This is a genomic window from Erwinia sp. LJJL01, from assembly GCF_047300805.2.
Taxonomy (GTDB): domain Bacteria; phylum Pseudomonadota; class Gammaproteobacteria; order Enterobacterales; family Enterobacteriaceae; genus Erwinia; species Erwinia aphidicola.
The window spans coordinates 4,634,004-4,659,831 of the sequence record NZ_CP178576.1; the positions used below are offsets into that span (position 1 = coordinate 4,634,004).

25 protein-coding genes and 1 pseudogene are annotated in these 25,828 nt (G+C 54.6%); 11 read left to right on the plus strand and 15 right to left on the minus strand.

Annotated elements, in window-relative coordinates; genetic code table 11:
* Window positions 1-83: 83 nt before the first annotated feature.
* Complete coding sequence (treA, locus tag ACLI4M_RS22565) at window positions 84-1,766, plus strand: alpha,alpha-trehalase TreA (protein WP_133623415.1); 1,683 nt, start codon at window positions 84-86, stop codon at window positions 1,764-1,766.
* A 246-nt stretch (window positions 1,767-2,012) separates the two neighbouring features.
* Entirely contained in the window at window positions 2,013-4,136 is a 2,124-nt protein-coding gene (locus ACLI4M_RS22570; protein WP_133623414.1) for a TonB-dependent siderophore receptor, read from the plus strand.
* Between the two features lie 57 nt (window positions 4,137-4,193).
* On the opposite strand, the gene ACLI4M_RS22575 is transcribed toward ACLI4M_RS22570, so the two are convergent.
* Window positions 4,194-4,442: a GlsB/YeaQ/YmgE family stress response membrane protein gene (locus ACLI4M_RS22575; RefSeq protein WP_048916290.1), complete on the minus strand. Its 249-nt coding sequence runs from the start codon at window positions 4,440-4,442 to the stop codon at window positions 4,194-4,196.
* 198 nt (window positions 4,443-4,640) lie between these two features.
* Here ACLI4M_RS22575 and ACLI4M_RS22580 point away from each other — a divergent pair, with 198 nt between their 5' ends.
* The gene (locus ACLI4M_RS22580; RefSeq protein WP_133623413.1) at window positions 4,641-5,378 is read left to right on the plus strand and encodes a flagellar brake protein; all 738 of its coding nucleotides are present in this window, start codon (window positions 4,641-4,643) and stop codon (window positions 5,376-5,378) included.
* 3 nt (window positions 5,379-5,381) lie between these two features.
* On the opposite strand, the gene emtA is transcribed toward ACLI4M_RS22580, so the two are convergent.
* A complete protein-coding gene (gene emtA / locus ACLI4M_RS22585) occupies window positions 5,382-6,017 on the minus strand; it encodes a membrane-bound lytic murein transglycosylase EmtA (protein ID WP_133625045.1) in 636 nt (211 codons plus the stop codon).
* Between the two features lie 217 nt (window positions 6,018-6,234).
* On the opposite strand from emtA, the gene ldcA reads away from it, so the two are divergent.
* Both ldcA and ACLI4M_RS22595 read left to right on the plus strand, forming a co-directional pair.
* Window positions 6,235-7,158 (plus strand): muramoyltetrapeptide carboxypeptidase, encoded by a 924-nt coding sequence (ldcA, locus tag ACLI4M_RS22590; RefSeq protein ID WP_133623412.1) that lies wholly within the window; start codon window positions 6,235-6,237, stop codon window positions 7,156-7,158.
* Between the two features lie 17 nt (window positions 7,159-7,175).
* The gene (locus ACLI4M_RS22595) at window positions 7,176-7,853 is read left to right on the plus strand and encodes an MBL fold metallo-hydrolase (RefSeq protein ID WP_048916293.1); all 678 of its coding nucleotides are present in this window, start codon (window positions 7,176-7,178) and stop codon (window positions 7,851-7,853) included.
* Here the strand turns inward: ACLI4M_RS22595 and ACLI4M_RS22600 are convergent, their stop codons facing one another.
* Window positions 7,854-8,591 carry a class I SAM-dependent methyltransferase gene (locus tag ACLI4M_RS22600; RefSeq protein WP_048916294.1) on the minus strand — a complete coding sequence of 246 codons (738 nt, stop codon included), beginning with the start codon at window positions 8,589-8,591 and terminating at the stop codon, window positions 7,854-7,856.
* 145 nt (window positions 8,592-8,736) lie between these two features.
* Between ACLI4M_RS22600 and ACLI4M_RS22605 the strand changes: the two genes are divergently transcribed.
* A complete protein-coding gene (locus ACLI4M_RS22605) occupies window positions 8,737-8,982 on the plus strand; it encodes a DinI-like family protein (RefSeq protein ID WP_048916295.1) in 246 nt (81 codons plus the stop codon).
* Window positions 8,983-9,212: 230 nt separating this feature from the next.
* Here the strand turns inward: ACLI4M_RS22605 and ACLI4M_RS22610 are convergent, their stop codons facing one another.
* From ACLI4M_RS22610 to ACLI4M_RS22625, 4 genes are all read right to left on the minus strand, one after another.
* A complete protein-coding gene (locus ACLI4M_RS22610; RefSeq protein WP_099754151.1) occupies window positions 9,213-9,413 on the minus strand; it encodes a hypothetical protein in 201 nt (66 codons plus the stop codon).
* 300 nt (window positions 9,414-9,713) lie between these two features.
* Window positions 9,714-11,465: a glycosyl hydrolase family 28-related protein gene (locus tag ACLI4M_RS22615; protein ID WP_133623411.1), complete on the minus strand. Its 1,752-nt coding sequence runs from the start codon at window positions 11,463-11,465 to the stop codon at window positions 9,714-9,716.
* A gap of 83 nt (window positions 11,466-11,548) precedes the next feature.
* A complete protein-coding gene (locus ACLI4M_RS22620) occupies window positions 11,549-11,839 on the minus strand; it encodes a phage holin family protein (protein ID WP_048916298.1) in 291 nt (96 codons plus the stop codon).
* Entirely contained in the window at window positions 11,826-12,206 is a 381-nt protein-coding gene (locus ACLI4M_RS22625) for a putative holin (protein WP_048916299.1), read from the minus strand. The genes ACLI4M_RS22620 and ACLI4M_RS22625 overlap by 14 nt, the downstream gene beginning before the upstream one ends.
* 303 nt (window positions 12,207-12,509) lie before the next feature.
* On the opposite strand from ACLI4M_RS22625, the gene ACLI4M_RS22630 reads away from it, so the two are divergent.
* Window positions 12,510-13,916, plus strand: coding sequence for a M24 family metallopeptidase (locus ACLI4M_RS22630; RefSeq protein WP_133623410.1), 1,407 nt, complete (start codon window positions 12,510-12,512; stop codon window positions 13,914-13,916).
* On the opposite strand, the gene ACLI4M_RS22635 is transcribed toward ACLI4M_RS22630, so the two are convergent.
* From ACLI4M_RS22635 to ACLI4M_RS22650, 4 genes are all read right to left on the minus strand, one after another.
* Window positions 13,904-14,533: an alanyl-tRNA editing protein gene (locus tag ACLI4M_RS22635; protein ID WP_133623409.1), complete on the minus strand. Its 630-nt coding sequence runs from the start codon at window positions 14,531-14,533 to the stop codon at window positions 13,904-13,906. The genes ACLI4M_RS22630 and ACLI4M_RS22635 overlap by 13 nt on opposite strands.
* 18 nt (window positions 14,534-14,551) lie before the next feature.
* Window positions 14,552-15,463 (minus strand): pyridoxal-phosphate dependent enzyme, encoded by a 912-nt coding sequence (locus tag ACLI4M_RS22640; RefSeq protein ID WP_133623408.1) that lies wholly within the window; start codon window positions 15,461-15,463, stop codon window positions 14,552-14,554.
* A 32-nt stretch (window positions 15,464-15,495) separates the two neighbouring features.
* Entirely contained in the window at window positions 15,496-16,194 is a 699-nt protein-coding gene (locus ACLI4M_RS22645; RefSeq protein ID WP_133623407.1) for a helix-turn-helix transcriptional regulator, read from the minus strand.
* A gap of 121 nt (window positions 16,195-16,315) precedes the next feature.
* Entirely contained in the window at window positions 16,316-17,401 is a 1,086-nt protein-coding gene (locus ACLI4M_RS22650) for a mechanosensitive ion channel family protein (RefSeq protein ID WP_133623406.1), read from the minus strand.
* A gap of 383 nt (window positions 17,402-17,784) precedes the next feature.
* Between ACLI4M_RS22650 and ACLI4M_RS22655 the strand changes: the two genes are divergently transcribed.
* The 3 genes from ACLI4M_RS22655 to ACLI4M_RS22665 all read left to right on the plus strand — a co-directional run bounded on the left by ACLI4M_RS22655 (window position 17,785) and on the right by ACLI4M_RS22665 (window position 20,912).
* On the plus strand, window positions 17,785-18,450 hold the full coding sequence (locus ACLI4M_RS22655; protein WP_133625044.1) for a hypothetical protein: 666 nt from the start codon (window positions 17,785-17,787) through the stop codon (window positions 18,448-18,450).
* A 464-nt stretch (window positions 18,451-18,914) separates the two neighbouring features.
* Entirely contained in the window at window positions 18,915-19,385 is a 471-nt protein-coding gene (locus ACLI4M_RS22660; protein WP_133623405.1) for a GNAT family N-acetyltransferase, read from the plus strand.
* A 1,083-nt stretch (window positions 19,386-20,468) separates the two neighbouring features.
* Complete coding sequence (locus tag ACLI4M_RS22665) at window positions 20,469-20,912, plus strand: hypothetical protein (protein ID WP_133623404.1); 444 nt, start codon at window positions 20,469-20,471, stop codon at window positions 20,910-20,912.
* A 283-nt stretch (window positions 20,913-21,195) separates the two neighbouring features.
* Here ACLI4M_RS22665 and ACLI4M_RS22670 read toward each other — a convergent pair.
* The 4 genes and pseudogenes from ACLI4M_RS22670 to icd form a co-directional block, all read right to left on the minus strand.
* Window positions 21,196-21,452, minus strand: a pseudogene (locus ACLI4M_RS22670) (DDE-type integrase/transposase/recombinase); the annotation flags it as partial.
* A gap of 80 nt (window positions 21,453-21,532) precedes the next feature.
* Entirely contained in the window at window positions 21,533-21,847 is a 315-nt protein-coding gene (locus tag ACLI4M_RS22675) for a hypothetical protein (protein WP_133623402.1), read from the minus strand.
* 19 nt (window positions 21,848-21,866) lie between these two features.
* Window positions 21,867-22,580, minus strand: a complete 714-nt coding sequence (locus ACLI4M_RS22680; RefSeq protein WP_133623401.1) for a YoaK family protein — start codon at window positions 22,578-22,580, stop codon at window positions 21,867-21,869.
* Window positions 22,581-23,799: 1,219 nt separating this feature from the next.
* Window positions 23,800-25,050: an NADP-dependent isocitrate dehydrogenase gene (gene icd / locus ACLI4M_RS22685; protein WP_048916323.1), complete on the minus strand. Its 1,251-nt coding sequence runs from the start codon at window positions 25,048-25,050 to the stop codon at window positions 23,800-23,802.
* A gap of 102 nt (window positions 25,051-25,152) precedes the next feature.
* On the opposite strand from icd, the gene rluE reads away from it, so the two are divergent.
* Window positions 25,153-25,809, plus strand: a complete 657-nt coding sequence (gene rluE / locus ACLI4M_RS22690) for a 23S rRNA pseudouridine(2457) synthase RluE (protein WP_133623400.1) — start codon at window positions 25,153-25,155, stop codon at window positions 25,807-25,809.
* Window positions 25,810-25,828 lie beyond the last annotated feature (19 nt).

The following is a 25,828-nucleotide window of genomic DNA, read 5'->3' on the forward strand; positions in this document are numbered from 1 at the left end:
AATATTTGCCAATTGTCGTCTAAAGTTTTTCGTATGCTCAATAACTTACAGATCGCCTACGATCTGGACATGGAGAATTGCTGATGAGAAGAGCCGAAAAACGTCAACGGAATATGCCCCTGTTCACCCCACTACTGCTGGCCGGTGCCCTTGCCGTCAGCTTCTCGCTTCAGGCAGAAGATAATCAGCGAATGTTAAACAGCACGCCGCAGCCGCCGGATGTGCGCCTTGGGCCGCTGTTCCACGCGGTGCAGGCCGCCAAGCTCTACCCCGACCAGAAAACCTTCGCCGATGCGGTACCAAAAAACGATCCCACATCGATCCTCAGCGACTGGCAGATGCAGAAAAGCCAGCGCAACTTCGACCTCAAGCGCTTTGTCGCCACCAACTTTACCCTGCCGGCGGAAGGAGATAAGTACGTGCCGCCAGCCGGCCAGAGCCTGCGTGAGCATATCAACGGCCTGTGGCCGGTGCTGACGCGCTCCACCACCCAGGCAAGCCAGTGGGACTCCCTGCTGCCGCTGCCGAAGCCTTACGTGGTGCCGGGCGGGCGCTTCCGCGAAGTTTATTACTGGGACAGCTACTTCACCATGCTGGGGCTGGCGGAGAGCGGCCACTGGGATCGCGTGCAGGACATGGTCGATAACTTCGCCACCGAGCTGGACAAATATGGTCACATCCCGAACGGTAACCGCAGCTACTACCTCAGCCGCTCGCAGCCGCCGTTCTTTAGCATGATGGTCGACCTGCTGGCGAAACACGACGGCGACGCGGTCTACAGCAAATACCTGCCGCAGCTGCAAAAAGAGTACAACTACTGGATGGCGGACGCCGACAGCGACGCGCTGAAAGCGGGCCACGCCAGCAAGCGCGTGGTGAAGCTGAAAGATGGCACCCTGCTCAATCGCTACTGGGATGCACGCGACGTGCCGCGAACCGAATCTTATATGGATGATATCGCCACCGCGCAGAAGGCCAGCGGCCGCGACGAGCCGGAGCTGTACCGCGATCTGCGCGCCGGAGCCGCTTCCGGCTGGGACTTCAGCTCGCGCTGGTTTGATAAGCCCGGCGATCTGTCGACCATCCACACCACGCAGATTGTACCGGTGGATCTGAACGCCCTGATGTTCCACCTTGAGCAGACGCTGGCAAAAGCCAGTAAAGTCGCCAAACAGGATGAGGCCAGCCAGCGCTTCGCCGCGTTGGCGCAAAAGCGTCAGCAGGCAATCAACCAGTATCTGTGGGATGACAAGCAGGGCTGGTACGCCGACTACAACTGGAAGAAAAACAGCGTGCGCCCGCAGCTGACCGCTGCCGCCCTGTTCCCGCTCTATCTGCAGGCGGCCACCGATGAGCACGCCAGCCGTACCGCCGCGGCGGTGAAGGCGCAACTGCTAAAAGAGGGCGGGCTGGTGACCACCACCGTTAATAATGGCCAGCAGTGGGACGCGCCGAACGGCTGGGCGCCGCTGCAGTGGGCAGCCGTCGAAGGGCTGAATCACTACGGCCAGCAGGATCTGGCAAAAGAGATCGGCATGCGCTTCCTGCAAAACGTGCAGACCACCTACGACAAGGAACACAAGCTGGTGGAGAAATACGTGGTGGAAGGGAAAGGGCTGGGCGGCGGCGGCGGCGGTGAATACCCGCTGCAGGACGGCTTCGGCTGGACCAACGGCGTCACGCTTAAGCTGATGGATCTCTACTGCCCGCAAGGGGTGACCTGTAATAACGTTGGCGATATCAGCGCAGCGAAACCCGCCAACTAATCTGACGCGCTATTCACCAGGGCGATCGACCGATCGCCCTGACTTAATCCTCACCCGATCTCTTCCCTTCAGACTGATATTGCCCCTTTACCTACAAAATTTAGGGTTGAAATTTCTTTACTAAAAACTAACAATTCTCATTGTCATTCTCATATCGTTTTGTGTTTAGCCGAGAGTGGCGCTTTTCGCTGGCCCCATTACTCTTCCCGGGGCGCCGCCTGTACCTCACAATGGACTATTAAAACAATGACTTACAACCTGAAGCGTTCCGTCTTGTTGTGCGCTATCGCCATGACCGCTCCCGGTATTACCCTGGCCGCCAATGAAACTCTGGTGGTCACTGCCGCTCCGCCGCAAACCGCCGATAGCCCGACGCAGGGCTACACCGCGACCACCTCTACCGGGGCGACCAAAACCGATGAACCCTTGATCACCACCGGGCAGTCAATCTCGGTGGTGACGCGCCAGCAGTTTGTTGACCAGGGGGCTAACACGGTCAGCCAGGCGCTGAACTATACCCCGGGGGTATTCTCCAACTTCGGCGGTGGCGCCACGCGTTTTGATACCATCGCCCTGCGCGGCTTCCACGGCGGCGACGTCGATAACCTGTTCCTTGACGGCATGCGTCTGATGAGCGACGGCGGCAGCCATAACATCATGCAGATCGACCCGTGGTTCATTGAGCGGCTGGATATCATTAAAGGCCCGTCATCCTCCCTCTACGGCCAGACGGTGCCGGGCGGGCTGGTGAATATCACCATGAAGCGCCCGCAGTTTGCCCCCGAGGGCCACTTCCGCTTGACGGGTGGATCGCAGAACACCAGGGGTGCGGCATTTGACTACACCAATGCGATTAACGACCAGTGGGCATTTCGCCTGACGGGGATGACGCAGACCAGCGATACCCAGTACGACAACTCGCGCGAAGAGCGTTACGCTATCGCCCCTGCTCTGCTGTGGCAGCCGAGCGAAGATACCTCGCTGCTGCTGCGCGCCTATCTGCAAAAAGATCCGGCCGGCGGCTACCACGGCTCCACGCCGCTCTCCGGCACGCTGACCCAGCACAATGGCCAGTGGCTGAAGGATGGCTTCAACGAAGGTGAAAGCTCCGTCCAGCAGTACAAGCGCCGCGAGCAGATCTACAGCTACGAATTCTCACACCGCTTTAATGAAATCTGGTCGGTGCGCTCCAACGCCAGCTATACCCACAGCAGCGTGGCGCTGGATCAGGTGTATCAGACCGGCTGGATCGGCAACAGTAACCAACTGGCGCGCGGCTACAGCGGCTCCCGCGGCTCGCTTGACGGCTGGTCGACCGATAACCAGCTGGAAGCGGATTTCGCTACCGGCGAGCTGCAGCACAAAGTGGTGGTGGGTGCGGAGTATCATCGCTTTACCAATGACGTCTGGACTGGCGCCGGGACTGCCAGCCCGCTCGATCCGTTCACCGGTGCCACCGCATCGCACGGCGTGGCGGTAACTTATCAGGATAACACCACGCGCCATTACTATCAGAGCGGGCTGTACCTGCAGGATGAGATGCAGTGGGATAAGTGGCACGCCAACGTCTCCGGCCGCTACGACCGCATTGTTTCGCAGCAGGACAACCACAGCACCGACATCAGCAAACGCCGCCAGGACGATCACATCAGCGGGCGCGCTTCCCTGCTGTATGCCTTTGACAGCGGGATCTCCCCTTACGTCAGTTACGCGCAGGCCATCACGCCTGCCAGCCTGAATGACAAGGACGGCAATGCGCTGAAGCCGTCGACTTCTGAGCAGTATGAAGCCGGGGTGAAATTCCAGCCGCCGGGCACCAACGACATGTATACCGCCGCGCTGTATGACCTGACGCAGAAAGATGTCGCCACGCGTGATGCCAATGACATTGGCAGCGCCAGCTATGTGCCGGCCGGTAAAGTGCATTCGCAGGGGATTGAGCTGGAAGCGCGTAATCAGCTGACGCCGCGCCTCAGCACCATCGCCGGATACACCCTGAACCGCCTGCGCTATAAAGAGTCGCTGGACGGCAATTCGGGCCACACCCCGCTGCTGACGCCAAACCAGATGGCTTCCGCCTGGGCGCATTACCAGTTTGATTACGGCATCAGTGCCGGGGCCGGGGTGCGTTACATCGGTAAGCAGTGGGCCAACGACGAGAACACCGCGCGCGTGCCGTCGGTGACGCTGGTCGATGCATCGGTGCGTGCCGATCTTGGCGGCTGGAACAGCCAGTTGAAGGGTGCGTATGTGCAGGTTAACGCCAACAACCTGTTTAACCGCGATTACATCGCCGCCTGCTACAGCACCACCAACTGTTACCTCGGTGCCGAGCGCAGCGTGATCGCTACCGTCGGTTACGATTTCTAAACCGCAGGCAGCAAAAAGGGAGGCATCAGCCTCCCTTTTTTTAATTCATGCTGCCGGTCAACTGCGGACTTTGCGGTAGATCCACAGCACGACAATCGCACCGATCACCGCGACAACAAAGCTGCCGAAGTTGAAGCCGTCAACTTTGCCGAAGCCAAAGAAGGTGCTGATCCAGCCACCTACCACTGCACCCACCACACCCAGTACGATGGTAATAATGAAACCACCACCATCTTTACCCGGCATGATCCACTTGGCGATAATACCGGCAATCAGACCAAAAATGATCCATGAAAGAATACCCATTGATAACTCCTTAATATCTTGTGATTTAACCGTCACTGTTTAACACGCCCTTAGTATAGGCGAAGATTATAAGTCTGTGATTTAAATCCAGAGTTTCAGAGAAACTTTTGTAAAAAATCCGTAAAGCCCGACGCAGGCTTGCCGATAACCGTAACAGAGTGGCTAACCGCATGATTTGCACCTGGACTGGAGCTGGATGTGAAAGAGGACGATAAAGAGCAGTATCTTAAACGCGGGCCGCTGGCGGTCCTCGCCGTATTGCGCGATCTGCTGGAACATCAGACGCCGGTGATGGTTTCACACCCGCGCGGTCAGTTCATCACCCGCCTGCTGTATGCCGACAAAGAGAGCCTGGTGCTGGATTACGGCAGCAACGACTACGATAACCAGCTGGCTAAAGAAGCCCGGGAGCTGCACGTCACCGCCGAAATGCGCGGCGCTAAGGTTGAATTTGCCCTGCCCGCGCTCAGCCTGAGCGAGCATGAAGGCCTACCCGCGTTTAGCGCCGCTCTGCCAGAACTGTTATGGATGATCCAGCGCCGCGAGTTTTTCCGCGTCAATGCCCCGCTCAGTCCGGTGTTCTACTGCTATATTCCGTGGCCGGATGGCTCCGGTGAGGGTCGCCTGCGCTTGCAGGATCTGTCGCTGGGTGGCATTGGCGTGCTGGCCGACGATGCGCTGCCTGAAGGGTTAGCGCCCGGCGTCAGTATCAAAAAGCTGCGCGTGGAGATGGGAGAGTATGGGCGATTTGAGGTGGATGCTCAGCTGATAACTATAGGTAAACGCAGCGTGGTCGGCAGCAAAAGCGAAACCATCGTCACGCCGCGCCTCAGCTTACGCTTCCTGTCGCTCAATGCCGGGCAGGAGCGCGTGCTGCAGCAGGTGATCTTCTCGCTGGAGCGGCTGGCGCGTGATAAGGCCAACCGCTTCCAGTAAGCGTCAGATGGTGCGGTAAGCGGTGGTCACTTTCCACAGATAGCGCGGAGCCTGTGCCGCCGGATGTTTTTCCTGCACGTGGTGGTAAAACTCTTCCGGGCTCATGGCGTTGATCATCGCAATCGCGCGGTCACGGTCGCGAGAGAAGGTGCGCAGCAGCGCACCGGCGCCGTTGGCGTAGGAGACGATAGTGGCGTAACGCAGGGTTTTCGGATCGCGGATACCCGCCAGCTGCTGCTCCTGCAAAATACGCAGGTAGGCGGCACCGATATCAATATTTTTGACCGGGTCGCGCAGTTCCGATTTGCTCGGCTGACCGCGCAAACCCGCAGCGCGATACACTTCCCGCCCTGCCGTTGAGGCTTTAATCTGCATCAATCCAATGGCATTCGACTTGCTGACTACCGTTGGATTGCCGCCCGATTCAACCGTGATGATCGCTTCAATCAGCTTCTGGTCGATGCCGTTACGCTGCGCCGCCTGTTCGGTCATCATTGACCATGCACTCGCCACTTTGGAAGGCGGTGCCTGCGTCAGCGGGGTATCCGGCTGATGAGCCACTTTTCTCTCGGGTTGGCTGGAGCACCCTGCCAGCATTAAGGCCGCGGCTATCGCGACCGTTTTCACGCTTTTCTGCACGCTTTTTCTCACGCTTATTTTATCCTTTGCGCCTTTAGTCTGGCGTTATCATACGGGTTACCGCAGGTCTGAGAATTGCCGTAACTCCTAATTTGTGCGCGCTACCAGTGACTTCGCCGCTGCGATTCGTCATCATCTGGGCCATACGGAGAAATTGGACCGCCGCCGGAGGAAATAAATCCACGACGGCGCATAAAAAACCAGCAAAGTGACGATTATGGCGATAACCCCACGCAACATTCATCTGATTGCCCCTTCCGGCTTCTGCCATAATCCGGCAGCCGCCGAGCGCGGCGTTGCCCACCTGCGGGCCGAGGGCCATCGCGTAGACAACGGTGACGTGATTACCCGGCGCGAGCAGCGTTTTGCCGGCAGCGATAGCCAGCGACTCGCCGATATCAACGATTTGGCGCGGCTGGAAACGCTGCCGGACATCGTGCTGGCGGTGCGTGGCGGCTACGGAGCCAGCCGCCTGCTGCCCGACATCCACTATTCAGCGCTGGCCGAGCGCCTGAACAATGCCCCGCTGGCGCTGTGCGGGCACAGTGACTTCACGGCGATTCAGCTGGCGCTGCTGGCGAAAAGTGGCGTTGTCAGCTTTAGCGCGCCGATGCTGGCCGGGAATTTCGGCGCTGAGACTTTATCTGAATTCACCCTCGACCACTTCTGGCGCGCCCTGACTTCGCCTAAATTAACACTGGAATGGCAGACAGCCTCTCCCGCCGTTACTGCATCAGGCACGGTTTGGGGCGGCAATCTGGCCATGATCGCCTCGCTGATTGGCACCCCCTGGCTGCCAGAGTTCGACGGCGGCATTTTGGTGATCGAAGACGTGAACGAACACCCTTTCCGCATTGAACGCATGCTGTTGCAACTGCACTACAGCGGGATCCTTGCCCGCCAGAGTGCCATTGTCACCGGCAGCTTTAGCGGAACCACTTTGACCGACTACGACAACGGCTATGATTTTGCCAGCGTCTGGAACCTGATCCGCGACCTGACCGGTGTTCCGGTGGTCAGCGGTCTGGCCTTTGGCCACAGTGCCGACACCGTCACGCTGCCCCTGGGATCGCACGGGCAGCTGAACGTCAGCGGTACCACCGGCTCACTGACGCTGACAGGTTACCCGACGCTGCGCTGATCGTTAGGAGCGCAGACATGAAGCAGCTGTATGAAGATCTCTGGATATCCACGCCTGAGTTTCCTGCAGGCGAAGAGGAACCAGAATTGATGATGCACGGCTTTTTGTTGCAGCATCTGCGCGGTAATTTGCTGATTTCACGGGTCGAGAACCCGGAAGATCACCAGGTCATTGCCGATCGGGGCGGGATTATCCGCCACTACTTAACCCACTGGCACGAGGCTGGCCCGGGCGTGCGGCTGTTACAGCAGCGTTTTAACTCGGCCCTCTACTGCCACTCGCGGGCGCTGGGCCAGGTGAGCCGCTTTGCGGAAGCCGATGCCACCTTTAATGCTGCGGAAGTTCACTGCGGCAGCTTCCACGTCGTGCCCACCCCGGGACACACGCCGGGCAGCACCAGCTATCTGTATGCCTCACCGCACGGTAAAACCTATCTGTTTGTCGGTGACACTGTCACATTATCCCGCGATCGCTGGGTAACGGTGCTGGTCGAGGAGAGTAATGAAGCAGACCTGCGCCAGACGCTTGAATTTTACCGCGCGCTGCGCCCGGATGTGGTGCTGATGGGCACCACCGCCGGGCATCTGGCGTGGCAGGAGGTGGACGTGCGCCAGTGGCTGTCGCTGCTTGATGAGGCGGAGAATAATCCGCTGGATCTGCGCCACCACGAGCACCTTCTGCCCGGCCATCACTGATTAGGCTGGCGGCTTATGTACAGCCATAATAAACATCATTGGCCGCTCGCGCTCTTCTGCCAGCGCCGGCTGTAGAGCGACCTGCTCTGCGGTTGGCCCCCACTCATCCAGCGCGCTGATAACAAACCCTGCGGCAATCAGCATATTAATCCAGCTCGCCAGCGTGCGATGCTGTTTGATCACGCCATCAGCAAACCAGTTAGTGACGCGCTGGCCTTCCTGCTGATAGCCGCTGACCGGCCAGGATTTCTGCTGGTTGTCATCAATATGCCAGCCCTGCCGGGCTGGCGCGGTATAGATAGGGTGTTCGGCCGTGAAGATAAACTGGCCGCCGGGCTTCAGTGCCGCAAACACCACCGCCAGCATCGCCGGTAGTGCTTCGACATAGTGCAGCGCCAGCGCGCTGAAGGCGACATCAAAGGTCTGTGCGGGCAGCTGCAGGGTTTCGAGATCCGCTCGCTGCCAGGCAATTGCCGGGTTATCGCCCAGGCTGATGGCTTTCTCCAGCATCTTTTCGGAGACATCCAGCGCCAGCACGGAGTGCGCGCCCTGCTGGCAGGCATAGCGGCTAAACCAGCCATAGCCGCACCCGAGATCAACCACCTCTTTTCCGGCAAGCTCCGGTAGCAACGCCTGCACGCTCGGCCACTCCGGTGCGCCATCCAGCCCCTTAACCGAACGATCTAATGTGGCATAACCGGCAAAAAAAGCCGGATCGTCATAAATATTTTGCGCCATGGTCTTTTCCTTTTATCAGCCTGGGCAATTTTAATGCTGATATGCGCCTGATGAAAACCCCTGCAGAAGGGTGCAGATAAATAGTCATTGAACCTTGTCGTGGTTACCTGTATTTTTATACAGCAAAAAATAACAAGGAGCAGAGATGTTTGTTGAACTGATTTATGACAAGCGCAACGTTGCGGGTCTGCCGAATGCCGAACAGCTGATCCTGGCCGAGCTGGAAAAGCGCGTGCAGCGTGTGTTTCCCGATGCGCTGGTCAAGGTAAAACCGATGCAGGCCAACGGCGTGAAAAGTGACGCCAGTAAAAGCGATAAGTCCACGCTGTTACGCATTATTGAAGAGATGTTTGAGGAAGCCGATCAGTGGATGGTGTCTGAAGAATTTTGATGATGTAACTGCGAGGTCAGCCAAAAAAATTGATTTTAATTAAGATTGAAGGTGCTTTTCATTTGCATTAATTGAGAATCATCCTATCATGCTAATTAATAGATTTCCCTGGTGTTGGCCCGCATTAAAGCTCTTCGCGGGCTTTTTTTTGCCTGAAAGATAAGGCAGCTTAACCAGTTAGTCACTTTTCCCGCATCCCCTGCCGGTAGCGCACCCCGCCGCAGGAAGCTTCAGCGCCTGTTGCGTTCGGCCAGCTCTTCACTCAATAAATCACACACTTTTGCCGCAAAAGCCGAGCTGTCACGCAGCATCTGAATGGCCTCCTCAAGAGTCTGTGGCGGCATCTGCCCCACAATACGCCAGCCAAGCGCGATGTTTTTGGCATCGATAAGCCGTTCGGAACCCTTTTCACTTGCCGCACTTTCAGACACGTTTCTCTCCTGCTGTAAATTTTGGACCTATTTTACGGAGCCAGGCGGCATTATCACAACCCCACATCCTGATGGAAATCGGCTAACGGTTAATTTTTACACTACATTTGCTTAAAATTTGCATTTTCCGCGCTTATTTCGGACTAATGCCAGATAAAAGACAGACAATTCTTAACGGTAAACCCCCTTTTATCCCCTATGCGCGTGCGCATTCTCAACCCTATACCCTGATTCAGTCCCTTCCCCTCGACAAATAAAAAAATCGCCCGATTAAGGGCGATTTTGGCTTAAGGCGGCAAACTAACTGAAATAGGGCATCTTGCGGTCAATACCATTAATATTGAGCGTGACATAGCCGGCCGGCACCGTGCTGGCCGGGGCTGCGGCCACCGCGGTGGCCAGCGTCACCACGCCATTTTCGTTCGCGCCAAGACCTGCCAGCCCGTTATGCATGCTGAGGCGTGCGTTGGGGGTAACGGTGCCAATCTGCGTCTCATCCGTGACTTCGTTCAGGTCCGGGGTATACAAGGAACACTCCCCCGACTCAAAACGCGTTGGTCCGGTAGAGCGCAGATTAAACATGGTGTCACCGCTGCCTGCCTTCAGCTTCACCCAGACCTCGACAATATTTTCATAGCTGCGCTTGTATTTGACATCCAGCACCGCAGGCTGCCCGCGGTGGTACATATCACCCCATACTGCGCTGGCGCAGCGCTGAAAATTGAGCCAGGTGGCGCCGGAGGCCACCGTCTGCGTCGGGCTGCCCGCCACTCCGGAGGGATTAGCAGTGGACATCTTGCCGATAAGCTCAATCGTCCACTGCTGATTCACCCTGGGGAAGACAAACTTGCCCACCTTGAACCATTTATCGCTGTCAGCCGTGTTGGTCAGCTTGTAGCCGCTGTACCAGCCTGCCTTCATCGACCCGGTCATGGTGGTGCCGAAATTCTCATCCCGGCGCCAGCCGCCTTCGTATCCTGACAGCCAGCGCCCGCTGGCGTTGTCCAGGCTGACTTTCGCCCCCGCCTGTAAATTAAGCTGGCGGAACAGCGCGCGGCTGTTGTTCATACTCAGCGGGTTATCGCAGTCCTCCACGCTGAGGGCGTCAACAATCCACTGCCCGTTGGTCAGGTCACCCGGGAAGCGCGTATGTTCAATCCACACGTTGCGAATAATCCCCTGAGTCATACGCGGCATCATCAGCGTGGCGTCAGCGAAGCCATACTGGAAATTGGCATTGGTCAGCTCGACGGCCGTAGCATGATCCCACACGCCGTTAGGGGAGTTAGACCAGCCCACCTCAAATACCCGCGCGTAGGTGTACTGGGAGTAGATTTGGTCAAAGCGGGTATCGAGCGTGTCGAGCAGTTTGATCGCCGTGCCGCCATTGTACTGCACGCGGAAGCAGCGGATATTCACAAACTCCCCTTCGATAGTGATGTTTTCGAAAAACGGCTGCACGTTGGAGAGCATATCCGGGGTAATCGCGCCCGTTGTTGCGCTGGTGTCCGCCGTTGCCTGCCCGTTCCAGCTGATGCCGCGGATCACCGTACGGCGCGCGTTCACTTTGAACACGGTGCTGGGCGATTTATCAGAGACAATCACCGTGCGCGGCGTAGCGCCATAAGGGCTGTCATCACCGTACAGGGCAAAGCACGGAATTTCGCTGGCGGTAAGGTCAATCGGGTTGATCAGGAACTTGCCGGCGGGAAAACGTACGCCAAGATTTTTGGCATTGCTATCGTAGCTTTGTGACCAGCTGAACATGCGTTTGAAGGCATCACTGTCGTCGGTAATCCCGTCACCGCGCGCGCCAAAGTGATAGAGATTGACCTGTTCAGTGTCATTGATGATGCGCTTCCAGAAAAAGCCGCTGCCTTTGGCTACGGTGCCGCCGTCATCACTCAGGGGGGTGGTGCCGGAGAAGCCGACAAAGTCGCCGCCGCCGTGGAAGGTGGAGTCTTTATCGTAGTAACGTTTGAGCATGGCGATATCACCGGCCTTAGCAGGTGCAGTGGTACGCAAATCGGCAAAGCAGTTAACTTCAATCATAAATACCTCCGGGATGAGACAGGCGAAACCTGTCGGGGATGCCCTGACGGGCGATGTGAAGGGGTTTTCAATGGAATCAGGCTTTAACGGTCGCCAGGCCGCAGTACCGCAAATATCGTGGCGACATTGCCTTTGGCACGATAAACCGCCGCGCAGAAGATCAGATTGATCACCACCGCCGCCCAGTGCGTATGCACGTAAACATCAAAAAGAAAGCGGAACGGTACCGAGGCATAGGCGAGGATGATCAGGTATGCCAGCCAGGAAGCCCACCACTGGTGTTTAGCCCCGGGCTTATAGAAAAACATCAGCCTCAGCACGATAGCCGAACACACCACCACATTGGTGATAACGATTGGATCACTTGTTGCCATGATGACCTCCTCTCCAGCGTGTCAGCCAGGTTGCTGGATCCTGCTGGCTGAAAAACGTCAGCGTTTTAATCGCCAGTGCGGAGAGCAGCACCGCGCCCAGGCCGTCCAGCGGTTTATCGCTATAGCCGAGGATCTGCGCCAGCTTCGCCCCAACCAGACCTGCGCCGTACACGCCCACAATCCAGGAAACCACAAAGTAGGCAGCGCGGCGGATAACCTGAATATCTGCCGCTGTGGCAACGTAAAACACCGCACCGGCAAAGGCGCCAAAGAGTACCCCATAGTCGGTGGTGCCTGGCATGCCGAACAGGCCAGCGCCCGTCGTCACCGCAGCGCCCAGACTGACTGCTAATATTGATGCTGCCATATTGCCTCCGTTGCTCTGCCCTCAGAATTCAGAGATAAAAAAAGCCCCAACGTAATGTCGGGGCTGCTTAGCGTTCACCGTGCTGGCGGGGAAGCGCATTTTTATAAAGTTAACCTGCTTTTTGCGTACGCGTGAGCCGGAAAGAGAAATTTTCAGCAATTTTTAGTACCGCAGATTTATTGACGCGCTCGAGGCACCTGCAGTGAGCACCGCGCCAGTTCGCCTGAGCGTTCATTGCGCCCTGGCTGAAAACAGCTCATATTGCAGCTGGAGTGACAGTAAAGTGTCCAAACGCGAGGTCATATGAATTGTAACAATATCCACCTGCAGAGCATTGCGCCGCCTGCGGTTTTCTCCGGTATCCCACCCGTTGCGTTAAGCGATGCCACTATTCTTGAGCGCAAAAACAAACTGCTGGCGCGGATGAGTGACGCGGGCTATGACGCCCTGGTGATTTATGCGGATAAGGAGCACGGTGCAAATTTTGAATATCTCACCGGTTTTATTCCGCGCTTTGAAGAGGGGCTGCTGATCCTCAACCGCAGTGGACAAGCCAGCCTGATCCTCGGCAATGAAAACCTGAAAATGGCTAACCACTGCCGCATCCCGGCTGCGCTGCACCACTGCGCGTTTTTCTCGCTGCCGAATCAACCGATGGCGCAGGAACAGCCGCTTGAGGCCCTGTTCAGCGCGGCAGAGCTTGGCGATAAAACTAAGATTGGCGTGGTGGGCTGGAAGATGTTTACCTCCTCCACGGCGGATAACCGCAAGATCTTCGATCTGCCGTGGTTTATCGTCGAGGCGCTAAAAAACAGCCTGGCGGATAATGCCGTGCTGGAGAACGCCGCAGATCTTTTTATCAGCGGCGAGAACGGCGCCAGAACCACGAATAATGCCAACGAGATCGCGCATTATGAGTACGGCGCTAACCTCGCGTCCTGCTGCATCCTCGCGGCGATGAACGCGGTTGAACCGGGCCTGCGTGAGAGCGAACTGGGTGCGCTGCTGGCCGCCGAAGGCCAGTACCATACGGTGGTGACCATTGCCGCTGCCGGGCAGCGCTTCGAGAAAGCCAACCTCTACCCCAGCTATAAGCAAATCGAAGCGGGACAGCCACTCTCGATGACCACCGCCTTTAAGGGCGGGCTTTCCAGCCGCAGCGGCTTTGTCATTAGCGATGAAAGCCAACTGCCGCAACATCAGCATGACTATTTAGACCGCGTGGTGAAACCCTACTTCGCAACGGTCGCCAGCTGGCTGGAAGCGATTCGCATCGGCATGCCCGGCGGCGAGCTTTATCACCTTGTTGAAACGGTGCTGGAGCAGAAAAAATATGGCTGGCACCTGAACCCGGGCCACCTCGGCGCTGATGAGGAGTGGATGTCATCCCCCGTGTATGCCAACTCGGCGGAAACCCTGAAAAGCGGCATGATCGTGCAGATTGATATTATCCCCTCCGTACCCGGCTACAGCGGCACCAGCTGCGAGGAGTGCATCGCGCTGGCGGACGGGGCGCTTCAGGCGCAGATCCAACGCGACTATCCCGATCTCTGGCAGCGCATCAGCGCCCGGCGCCACTACACCATTAACACGCTGGGTATCGATCTCAGCGATGAGGTCATCCCGCTATCGAATACCGTGGCATACCTGCGCCCGTTCCTGCTCAACAAGCAGTTGGCGCTGGTCTGCCGTAAGCCTCACGCCAGCTGATACTGCACCGAGAGCTGCCCTTTCTTCTCTTTCACCTTGAGGATGCGGACCTCGCCGACCTGCGCAGTGGAATCCACATGGGTGCCACCGCAGGCATAGGCGGGCAGTTCACCCCAGGTGACCTTGCGCCGCCCGGCTTCTTCACTCAGCTGGCGGCGTAGCCCCTGCGCCACCAGCGCCGCGACGCCCGAGGTGAAATCCTCAGCGCTGACGGCGCTGAGCGGCTCGCGCGGCTCGAATACCACGCGCCCTTCCCCCGGCCGATGGTCGCCCTTATTGCCGTACCAGCCAAACTTCTCGCCCACCGCCGCTATCAGATGCCCGGCGGAGTGATAGCGGGTATGCAGCTGGCGCAGCGCAGCGTCGACGCGCAGATCCACCGCCCCCAGCGCTACCGGCCCATCGGTATAGTGAGCGACTTCGTCCCCTTCCTGCACCGCATGCAGCATGTTGACCGCGCCCAGCGTGCCCCGATCCGAGGGCTGCCCGCCGCCCTTCGGATGAAACAGGGTGGACGAGAGGATCACGCGGTAGCGCCCATCCTCCTGCGCGCTGCAGCCGATGACGCTGCTGGTCCCTTCCAGTGCATCGCTGTAATAGTAGAGTCTTTCAGTCATCGTATATTTCCTTATCTGCTAGCCTGCAAAATTCTTCAGCGCATCGACGGTGGTGGTGGAGCCGCCGCAGACAATCACCAGCACATTGTTCAGCCCGGCGGCGGGGATTTTTTTGCCGTACAGCAGGGCCAGCGCCGCGCCGCAGGCCGGCTCCACCAGCGTGCGGTGATCGTCAAGAAATGCCAGGCAGGCATCAACGGCTTCACGATCGCTGACGCGCAGCGGGATGACCGGCCTCTCTGCCGCCACGTCGAAAGCACGCTGGCACACCTGACGCGCCCCTAGCGAGGTCGCTATTCCGGACAGTTGCGCAAGCTCGGTCAGGCATCCCGCCTGCAGGGATGCAAAATAAGAAGCCATGCCCTGGGTTTCGGCAGCATATATCGGCACATCGTGCAGCCCGTTACGCCGCAGCCCTTCATCCACCCCGGCGAGCAGCCCGCCGCCACCTACCGCGACGACAACCGCATCCGGGCGCACACCTTCGGCCATCACCTCATCGATCATCGAGGCATGGCCCTGCCACAGTAGCGGGTCATCAAACGGATGGATAAACACATCGTCATTCCCCCGCAGCGATTGCGCCCGTTCGTTGGCTTCTGACCACATGCTGCCATGCACTATGACCTCGGCACCCTCTATGGAGAGCAGATGTTTAGCGCGCTCGGTGGTGGTTTCCGGTACCACCACCACCGTCGGCACGCCAAGCCTGCGCCCGGCATAAGCCACAGCCAGGCCGGCATTACCGCCGGATGAGGTGATGAAACGCTTTGCACCATTGGCATAGTGCTGCTCACAAACATAGCCAATACCGCGCATCTTGAACGATCCGCTGGGCTGTGAGGCTTCCATCTTCAGCCATATGCGCGTGTTTGCCAGCTGGCTGAGGGGCAGAGATTCAATCAGGGGGGTAACGATATTCAGGGACATAACCACGACTCCAGAAAGGGATAACCGGACGATCAGCTGCCCGATTTTTTAAGTTCATCCAGATAGTTATAGATGGTGTAACGCGTAATACCGAGCGCTGCGGCGGCTTTCTCGACGCCGCCTTTCATCAGGAAGATCCCCTTCTCCTGCATCTGCCTGACCGCCAGCAGCCTGGCCTTTTTGCTGTCGGCCCTGCTGCTGCCCGGGCTGAGTTCCGTGGCGCTGGTGATGATGTCGCGCATCAGATCTTCGATATTTTCATGCGCGGCCTCAATGGTATTTTGTCGCGGCGCCGCATCATCCTGCGGGGGAATGGTGCGCGTAAGGCTTTGCAAAATAGTCAGCGCATCGCTAATGCTCTGGTTATCGACGTTAATGCAGAGCGCGGCAAAAGGCGCTTTCCCCGGGGTGCGATAAAAGGCGGTGCTGCTGCGCAGTGGCGCACCGCTACTGCTGTAGGTGGGGTAATCCAGCATCAGGGTGACCGGCTCAGCGCTCGCATCCATCGCGCTGATAAAGGCTTTGTCACTGCGCAACCCCGTCAGCACCGAGTCCCCTCTGCGCCGCCCGGTCACGTGCGGATTGGCGATTTCGGCAATGGAGAACTCCGGCGAGCGCAGATCGTGCAGCACCACTTCGGTATTGGCAGCAATCACGCTGCCGATAACGCGCACCGCGGCGGCCAGCATCAGCAGGAGATCGTCCTGGTAGCGAGAGTCAGCGAGGTTCATAGCAGATCTCTGTTAAACATTATGTTGACGATAATAGCGATAAACGCGTTTAGATCAACATAATGTTGATCTAAACGCGGATCTCTCTGCTTCCGGCCAGGCCGCTGGGAGGATTTGATGATTAACTGGCGGAGCGCGTGTCCCCTGACACAGAGTCGGTGAGTGTCGCCCTCACATGAGGCAGGCTCTGAGGATAGTTTTGCTGAACGAACTCAATCATTCTTTCGCGCACGTAGCAGCGCAAATCAAAGGCCGTTGGCGAGTTCTGCGCCGTCATCAATAACCTGATGGTCATGGTTTTTTCATTCGTATCGGTCACCTGCAGTACCTGAGTCTGCTTATCCCACAATTTGGTTTCGCTGAGGATCTGTTCAAAATGCTTACGCAGAGGCTCTAACGGCATGGAATAATCGAGGTAGAGAAACACAGAGCCTAAAATTTGTGCGTTATTACGCGTCCAGTTCTGGAAGGGATTTTCGGTAAAGTAGGTAATGGGAAGCACCAGCCGACGCAGATCCCAGATACGCACCACCACATAGGTCAGGTTGATCTCTTCAATCCAGCCCCACTCATTTTCGACCACCACGGCATCATCAATTTTTATCGGCTGCGTAAACGCTATCTGAATGCCGGCAAACAGGTTAACAAGCGACTTCTGCAGGGCAAAGCCGATGATGATCCCAGCCACGCCAGCACCGGCCAGAATCGTCGTGCCAAATTTACGCACGCTGGGAAAACTGAGGAGGATCAGCGTCAGGCAGAATGACACCAGCAGCACAATAGCCACTTTCTTGACATACATTATCTGAGTGCGAATTTTACGCGCGCGGAGATTATTCGACAGATTAATGTCATAGCGTATAAAAAGCATATCTTGCGCAACATTGGTCAGGCGAATGAGAATAGAGCAAAATGATAGAATAATAAATATATTAAGCGTGGTGGTAATAAAGCCCAGAGAGCCTGGCTGAATATCAATATAATGAATGCCGACGTTGATTATCATCAGCGGGATGAAAAGAAACAGCGATCCGCGAAGATGTTTTTCCAGCGACTTAAACAGCTTACGGTCACGACTCTGCCAGTAGCGGATGAACCTGAGCAGGATAAACCGGGCGAGGAATCCCAGGACGAGTGAGAGCGTGACGAGCAATACAGCAGGGACCCAGGTTGGCGCACCAGATAACTCACCAAATATCATTTGCATCCTTTACCCTTATAGCCAACTAACAACCTCAGGCTGTCAGATAAGTAACAAAATAAGTAACCGTTGTCTTGCCGGTTATCTGCGAAGTGATGATTGGCACAGATGAAACCTTCAAATCCGCTTCGCGACTGTTTGAAAATCTCGAAATGCGCCAACAGCTTAAGGTTAGCACAGATGCACCCCCCTGAAATTCTGGGGGCGACGACCGAATCAGCGTCAGTGAGCAGGCGCGGTTGCCAGCTGGCCGGATGCTTCGTAAGCAACTTTCTTATCCTAACCAGAGGCCTGCGGCTCAAGTAGAGATATGGCCTGAACGCTGTTTTCGAACAGCGACAATTCAGGCAGTATGGACACCCGGTAAAACATCAATGAAAAGGGATTTTATGTCGCCAAGATCGCCACTGCTAACGTTACCTCTGCTGACAACCTCGCTATTGCTGCTAACGGGCTGCCCGCCTGCACCAGACCTCACTCAGTGGCAGCGCCCAGATACCGATATCGACGGCGTGCGCGTTGCGATGGGTCAATGCGGCGTGCCCCTCCCCGGCCCCGATATCCCGAAAACCGACAATGAGTCAGTTCTCTATTATCAGTGCATGGAGAAAATGGGTTTTACCCGCAAGGACGGTTTCAAAATTTGCAGCGTTCGCGTCTATCATGATACGCCTGCCTGCCGCAGTCAGGAGCAGGGGCACCCCTTGAGTCAAAGCCAGCTCGAGGCGCTGCCTTTTGTCGCAGACAGAGGGTTTCATCCGATAAAGCCGGAGTCCGGCGTGGACACGTCTTCGCTGATTAGCTGGCGTCAGGCCGGGGCATCGCGGCATTTTTCTCACGAAATTGAAAATGACCGGCAGGCGCTGACGGTGATGTATCAGTGCGGCTATCCACAGCCTTTAGGCTCGGTGCCTTACGTGCCGACGCTACGCAAAGCCGCTGAAGTTCAGCGTTGCATGCTGGATAAAGGCTTTGAGCCGAAAAACACGCTCAGCCTGGTCTGCCGCAATTACCCGCAGGTCACCGGCTGCCCTGAGCCGCTTGCCAGGGATTAACCACTCAATGGCGGGAATATCGCTTTCTGGCACCTTGCAGGGGGTCAGCTTACCAATAGTTGTGGTTAAGAGCGGGTTCAGATACCCCTTCAATAGCACCGGCGTTGACGCGTTTAAAAGCGTCGATTCGCCGCCAGCCATTACTGAACTTTCAATATCTCCTGCGCGCACCGCTGCCGTCACCTATTCCGTGACTGGCGCGCTGCGCAGTAAGAACAATAGTGGAATGCTAAATAATCAGCATCGAAATGAACAACCTGTCTCTTTGGCCAATTAATCAAGCTGTCGACAAATAAAACCCCTACCCAGCCTGGTCGAATATAGTTAATGAACATTTTCTGAATAAGTTTTACCGTATACTCAAAAATTACTCGTCAAAACAGTGATGCGCGATCACTATGAAATCGAGTATGATAGTTAAGTCGCATCTGCGTCACATAACAGGTAATGGCATTCAGGAATAGATGAAAATGACTACAGGATATTTGCGCCCTATCAATGAAAGAGAGCTTCAGCAATGGCAGGCTTTGTCTCATGACGATTATGTTATCGATTTAATGAAAAGTTTCGACTACCCAAGGAATAAAGCAGAGCAAGAAGCTGCTGAGGCAATACAGAAAGCATTACCTCTAGGGCTCAATACTCCACTGCAGCATATTCGCATTTATGAGCACGAACATCATGCTGTAGGCTACCTTTGGTACAGCCTTGAGGAGCGCTCAGCGTTTTTACTGGATCTGATGCTCCTGCCGTCTCACCAGGGAAAGGGGATTGGAAAGAACATGATGCAGGCGTTGATTAATGAACTGCGTGATGCAGGCGCCAATGAACTTGAACTTCGCGTCGCGCCGCATAATCAGCGGGCTATATCCCTGTATGAACAAGCTGGTTTTCGTCTGACGGGCCTGGATATGCATCTAACCCTTACTCGATAAATAACAAACCAGGTATATTCCCAGCCCCGACCATCTGACCATTTAACCCGGACAACTTTATACTGGGGTGGCTTGGAAACCGTCATAGAGCCGGAGCAAAGCTTAATGAGAAGCTTATCGAATACTAAGAGGTAAGCCTCTCATTTAAACCATTTATCTGATTGTCTCTTGTGACGGGTTAAATGTCCCCACTATTTTTAATGGACATTATCGCGTGAAATGCCGCTGTAGTGGTCGACTGCTGAAGTATCCCCAGAAATGACTTCTATCGCTAAACGTCCGCAAACCGGTCTGAGCTCAGCCTGAGCACGCCGGAACCGCAAAAGACGCTCCCTGCTGGCCTCGGCACGCGGCATCCCTGCCGCGTGACGTCCGGCTTACCTCTGGCCGAGCTCATCCCCGCACTATCATCGTGCTCGCTGTGGGTTTTCAAACCGCGACGCTGAGGCTTTGGGTGCAAGGAGGGAGGGCTGATTGCAGCAGGCCCACGGCCAGGGATGGCCGTGAGCCAGGCTACAGGGATGTATTCATGCCGGTGCGGAAAGCAGCCCTCCTTCCTGAAACCGGGCACCTGTCATCCCGCGATAAAATTCAGAACAATATTTTGTGGGGATACCTCAGGGGTCGACTGGCTTTGTCGCATTCGTTTAGGCGGGTTAATAACCGTTGCGCATGGTCGCAACGACCGCCGGCTATGTACTTCGCTTACTTGCAGGACCGTAAGGTCGTGCGTACTCAACATCACCTCACCAGGTAGCGCGGTATTTTGCAGGCAGATGCCTGGAGTGAACGCGCCAGTTGAAGCTCAACCGGCTCATCGAGGTAACAACCATTGCGTTTAATTTTGTTCAGTGATCTGACCAACCAATGGGTAATGGAATGCTTCTTCCGGAGCCAGAAGACAAAATGGATACCGGCGAAGGGCCAGGACATACAGGAAAGCTGGCATTTTATAATTTCATTTACTTTTCATTTAGATAACCAGAGTATTATGTAACTCGCATGATACTATCCTCTCTTTAGCTGAAAGTATTTGAAAACTTTCTCTTCGATAAGATGTTAATATTTTATAGAGGTATATTAATGATATTCTGGTTTCGTATTTCACTTGCCACTTTATTGTCAGCAGCATTTGGATTTACATTTCATGTATTATATGGAAGAGGAGTGGCTGCTGAATACATGGATAATGCCATAAAAACAGGCAAGATGGACGGCGTATTACAAGAGCCTTACCCCTTATATATTATAGTTATCGCTGCGTTGACCTCTTTGATACCTACTATAGGAAAGGTTTTTATCTGGTTGTTTGTTCGTGATAAACTCCCTGGAAATAGACTCTTAACTAAAGGATTTGTTTTCACCTGTCTAATGATTATTGCTGACGGAGGATTATTACGCCAGGACTTCATGAATCTCCTTGTAGGAATGCCTATGGATGTTTGGTTTGTACATGGTGCGGAACAATGGATTATTGTTCCAGTTATGTGCTTTCTTATTGTTTTTTTATCCCCTAAGAAGATATGAAAAAATAATATTGTCAGCATACTTTTTGTAAGCGTCATTATTGATGATTTCAAGTGACCAGCTAAGATCAACCAGACCTTTATCGTTTTCCAGTATTGGTTTTCTGACTGATTAAGTGATTATCAACCGTGATTTTCATGCGTCTGGAGGCCAGTCATGCACTGAGCAGTACGCCACTGCCATTTCCTGGCACTGTTGCAAAGTTCGCGATGAGGTAGCCTTTTGTCTTATTAATAGGCCTCACATTTCAAAAATTCTGCTTATCAGACGCATTTCGCCCAGGCGGGCAACGACCTTCGCATTTGAGTAACGCAGCGCACGTCCATAGTTAGGCGCTTTATCCGTGTTAATGGAGCGTGGGAACTGTCACTTCTTCACGTTATTGAAGATTTTACCCAAGAACCGGTATGCCGCCTTGCTGTTACGACGCTGGGAGAGGTAAAAATCGACAGTGCGGCCCATGCTGTCAACTGTGCAGTACCGGCGAACCGCCCATAGGATGATGTCTCTCTGAAAATGCCGGCCTTTGAATAGGTTCATGTGTTACTCCATCAGCAAATGGGGCGATCAGTCTATCACCTACAGATTTTTGCAACAGAGCCCATTTACTGGCCTTGGCCTCATTCTGGCGCTGTCATTTCAGAGACTTCATGCTGGAAAACGTAAGGGTCTGACAGCAGCTGGAACTGCTCATCATCCGGGTAGGTCACCGCCACGTGATAATCCTCACCCGCGAATGCTTTTACTGCCGTGAGGTCTAACCAGTAAGTCGCGAGGAAGAAATGCTCCCACTCGCCCTGAGTTGCGCGCCGGACAAATGCTCCCTGATTTCCGGGGGTGTTTTGAGAGTGTTCAATACCGGTTTTCTGCAGGTGTGCGCTGAAGCCTTCGGCATGTTTGAGAGGCACGCAGCCGTGCCAGGTTCTGACGATCATGGGCTATTCCTTTTTTTCATCAATCCTTATTCTTATGCAGCATGTTGTGCAATGCCAGCATAATCACACATATCCCTACAAATATCAGAAACCCATATCCCAGCAGATGGAACAGCCAGATACCCGCCACTCCACCGAAAAGAAATGCCCCTAACGTCGAGGCGTGCAGCCTGAGCCTTTCAAGATATAGCGGGGCATCTTTAGGGGATTCTTTGCGTCTGACCACATCAAATAACATGGCCAACTCTATACCTATATCCGTAGACGTTCCTGAAATATGCGTTGTTCTGACTCGTGCGTTGGATATTCGCGTTACCACGGCGTTCTGTAATCCCATCAGAAAACTCAGGCTCAGGATAAGTATGACGCCTGCTGAAACAGGTTTCAGCCAGATTTCAACCATACCCAGTACGACAAGGCCAATCCCCTCACAAATGATGTTCACGGCATAAACCGCGCGCATGTTTCTTCTGCGACCCGCATTGATCATAAAGGTAGAGACTGCTGAGCCGGCGATGAAGATACAGACAATTTCGAAAAAGAAAATGCCGGGTGCAAGGTTGGCTTTAGCAAGGTGATCCGATAGAGAAGAGACGTTACCGGTCATGTTGGCAGAGAAAAAGCCCACAACTTCAAAGGCTGCTGTGTTCAGGGCTCCGGCAACCGCAGCTAGCGTGCAGGCAAGTTTGGTATCTGCACTGTTGCTACGTAGATTTTCAGTACTAATTAACATAGAAGCAGCCGCGTTCAACTGAGGTCATCCTATGTTCCGCTCATTTCAAATCAGGAACAAGACCACAAACTGAAAAAGGAAAATGCTCCGGTTGCCTAAAGCATTGCTGGCGAACGATCTTCACAGGTGCGCAGTTCCGAAAACGCACGCCAGAGTGACAGATGCCTGTCTGTTCATTCATACATACTGATTGAATGTCCACTTATTGTACTACTTCAGCTCAGCTTATGATTGAAGGGGTAGTTATAATGACTCTCAAGTCAATTCCCACTTCAGAACTTCCAGCAAGATTTCGCTGATGTCAGTGCCGCTATCGCAAGGCTCGTGCAAAAGCTAAGACATCTGATTCAGAACACCGAATTTTCGACACTTATGAGTATGGGTATCAGTGCTGGTCTTTCCCGGTAAAGACCTAAAAGTAAAATCAAACGCGGGCGCAGTACCGGTTTTTTTGGCCTGACTTTCCTCCCCTTCTACCTGATACTTGCTCTGTACTCATCGAATTATATTAAAGTTTTTCCTAACGCGAGGAGAGTGCTCACGCAGCTTAGGCTGTGTTTGGATTACCTTTCCCTTGCACGAATTTATGCCTGTGTAACGCAGGCTTTTATCTGCATCTAACGACTTGAGCGAGAGAGGTGCAAAATCGGAACGATGAAGATTAATCATAGTAGCACGCTATCTAATAGCGCATTAATGAACTACCTTAAAGAAAGGATCCATTGCTGGTTCCATTTAGGGTGCAGATTATACCGCCGGCAGCTTGCCGGTTTTTTTTTTGCCTAAAATTGCAATTATAACTGGCACTACTAAACTCAAATTGACACAAGATAGTGTCAACCTCATAGAGCCATGGCTCTGCGTAACAAGGATTTTCGCCCGCCATAACTTTTGCGGGCAATTTTTTGCATGTTTTTTAGTGCCACATTAGACTGGTTTTACTTGCGCATCACCTGCGCAATTGTTACCTGGTAAGAGATTTATCTCTATCAATCGCGAGCGGTTCAGAGCCTCTACTTAGTTCATTTAGGGCATGCAACGTCGCAAGCTGTGCATGGCGAGCTCCATCACAACCACGTTCAATAAAGCCAGATTATATAGAACTGTAATTAGGCTGAGTTTTATACAGTTTGGGGAAGGGTTGTGGGGACGTTTAGAGGAAAAGTTTTCTCGGGGTGAAACGATGGCGGGAACACGCGGTCCCCGCCGACAAACACCATTACATGTGTTTGATCATCGCGTCGCCAAACTCTGAAGATTTCAGCAGCTTAGCGCCGTCCATCAGGCGCTCAAAGTCATAGGTCACGGTTTTGGCAGCGATTGCGCCTTCCATGCCTTTAACGATCAGGTCTGCAGCTTCGAACCACTCCATATGGCGCAGCATCATCTCTGCGGACAGGATAACGGAACCTGGGTTCACTTTATCCTGGCCTGCATACTTAGGTGCGGTGCCGTGGGTGGCTTCGAACAGGGCACATTCGTCACCGATGTTTGCACCCGGAGCAATACCGATACCGCCAACCTGCGCCGCCAGGGCGTCAGAAATGTAGTCACCGTTCAGGTTCATACAGGCGATAACGTCATACTCGGCCGGACGCAGCAGGATCTGCTGCAGGAACGCATCGGCAATCACGTCTTTAACCACGATCTCTTTGCCGGTGTTCGGGTTCTTGATTTTCATCCACGGGCCGCCATCGATCAGCTCGCCGCCGAACTCTTCTTTCGCCAACTGGTAACCCCAGTCTTTGAAAGCGCCTTCGGTGAACTTCATGATGTTGCCTTTGTGAACCAGCGTAACGGAATCACGGTCGTTAGTGATGGCGTATTCGATGGCAGCACGAACCAGGCGTTTGGTGCCTGCTTCAGAGCACGGCTTCACGCCGATACCACACTGCTCAGGGAAGCGAATTTTCTTCACGCCCATCTCATCACGCAGGAACTTGATGACTTTATCTGCTTCCGCGCTACCCGCTTTCCATTCGATACCTGCATAGATATCTTCGGAGTTCTCGCGGAAAATGACCATATCGGTCTCTTCCGGGCGTTTAACCGGGCTTGGTGTGCCGGTGTAGTAACGGACAGGACGCAGGCAGATGTACAGATCCAGCTGCTGACGCAGGGCAACGTTCAGGGAACGAATACCGCCGCCGACCGGGGTGGTCAGTGGGCCTTTGATGGCTACGCGATATTCTTTAATCAGTTCGAGAGTTTCTTCTGGCAGCCAAACATCCTGGCCATAAAGCTCTACCGATTTCTCACCGGTATAAATTTCCATCCAGGAAATCTTACGCTCACCGTTGTAAGCCTTCTGCACAGCGGCATCGACAACTTTAATCATCACTGGAGACACGTCAACGCCAATGCCATCACCTTCGATAAACGGGATGATTGGATTGTTTGGTACGTTGAGTTTTCCCTGGACCAGGGTGATTTTCTGACCTTCCGCCGGAACAACTACTTTGCTTTCCATTAACCTCTCCTATCGAGCGCTTTTTTGTTAATGATTTGTAAGATGCGCGTCAATACTACTTGAATATTGACTCCGCGCCAATCTTCTCGGGTTTGCGGTATAATGCGCCTATTGTTACCAAGTGCAAAGACTATGCGAAAAACTCCCGTTACGAATCACCGCCTTAAACGTTTCAGCCAGCGTAAAGCCGCACCGATCGTGGACAAAGGCCCGCGTACCGTGGTGCTGTTTAATAAGCCTTTTGACGTGCTGCCACAGTTCACGGATGAAGCCGGGCGCGCCACGCTGAAGGATTATGTTCCGCTGCCGGGTATCTACGCCGCCGGGCGTCTTGACCGCGACAGCGAGGGGCTGATGGTGCTGACCAACGATGGCGCACTGCAGGCGAAGCTTACGCAGCCGGGTAAACGCACCGGGAAAATTTATTATGTTCAGGTGGAAGGCGACCCGCAGGAGAGCGACATTCAGCCACTGCGCACTGGCGTAAATCTGAAAGATGGCCCTACTCAACCTGCACAGGTAGAAAAAGTGGCCGCTCCGGAGTGGTTGTGGGATCGTCAACCGCCCATTCGTGAACGCAAGGCCATCCCGACCTGCTGGCTGAAAATCACCCTGTTTGAAGGGCGCAATCGCCAGGTACGCAGGATGACCGCACATATTGGCTTCCCGACTTTGCGTCTGATCCGCTATTCAATGGGGGCACTGCAACTCAACGGGCTGGCCCCCGGCGAATGGCGCGATATCAGCAGTGAAATCTGACGACTTCGCGTGTGACAAC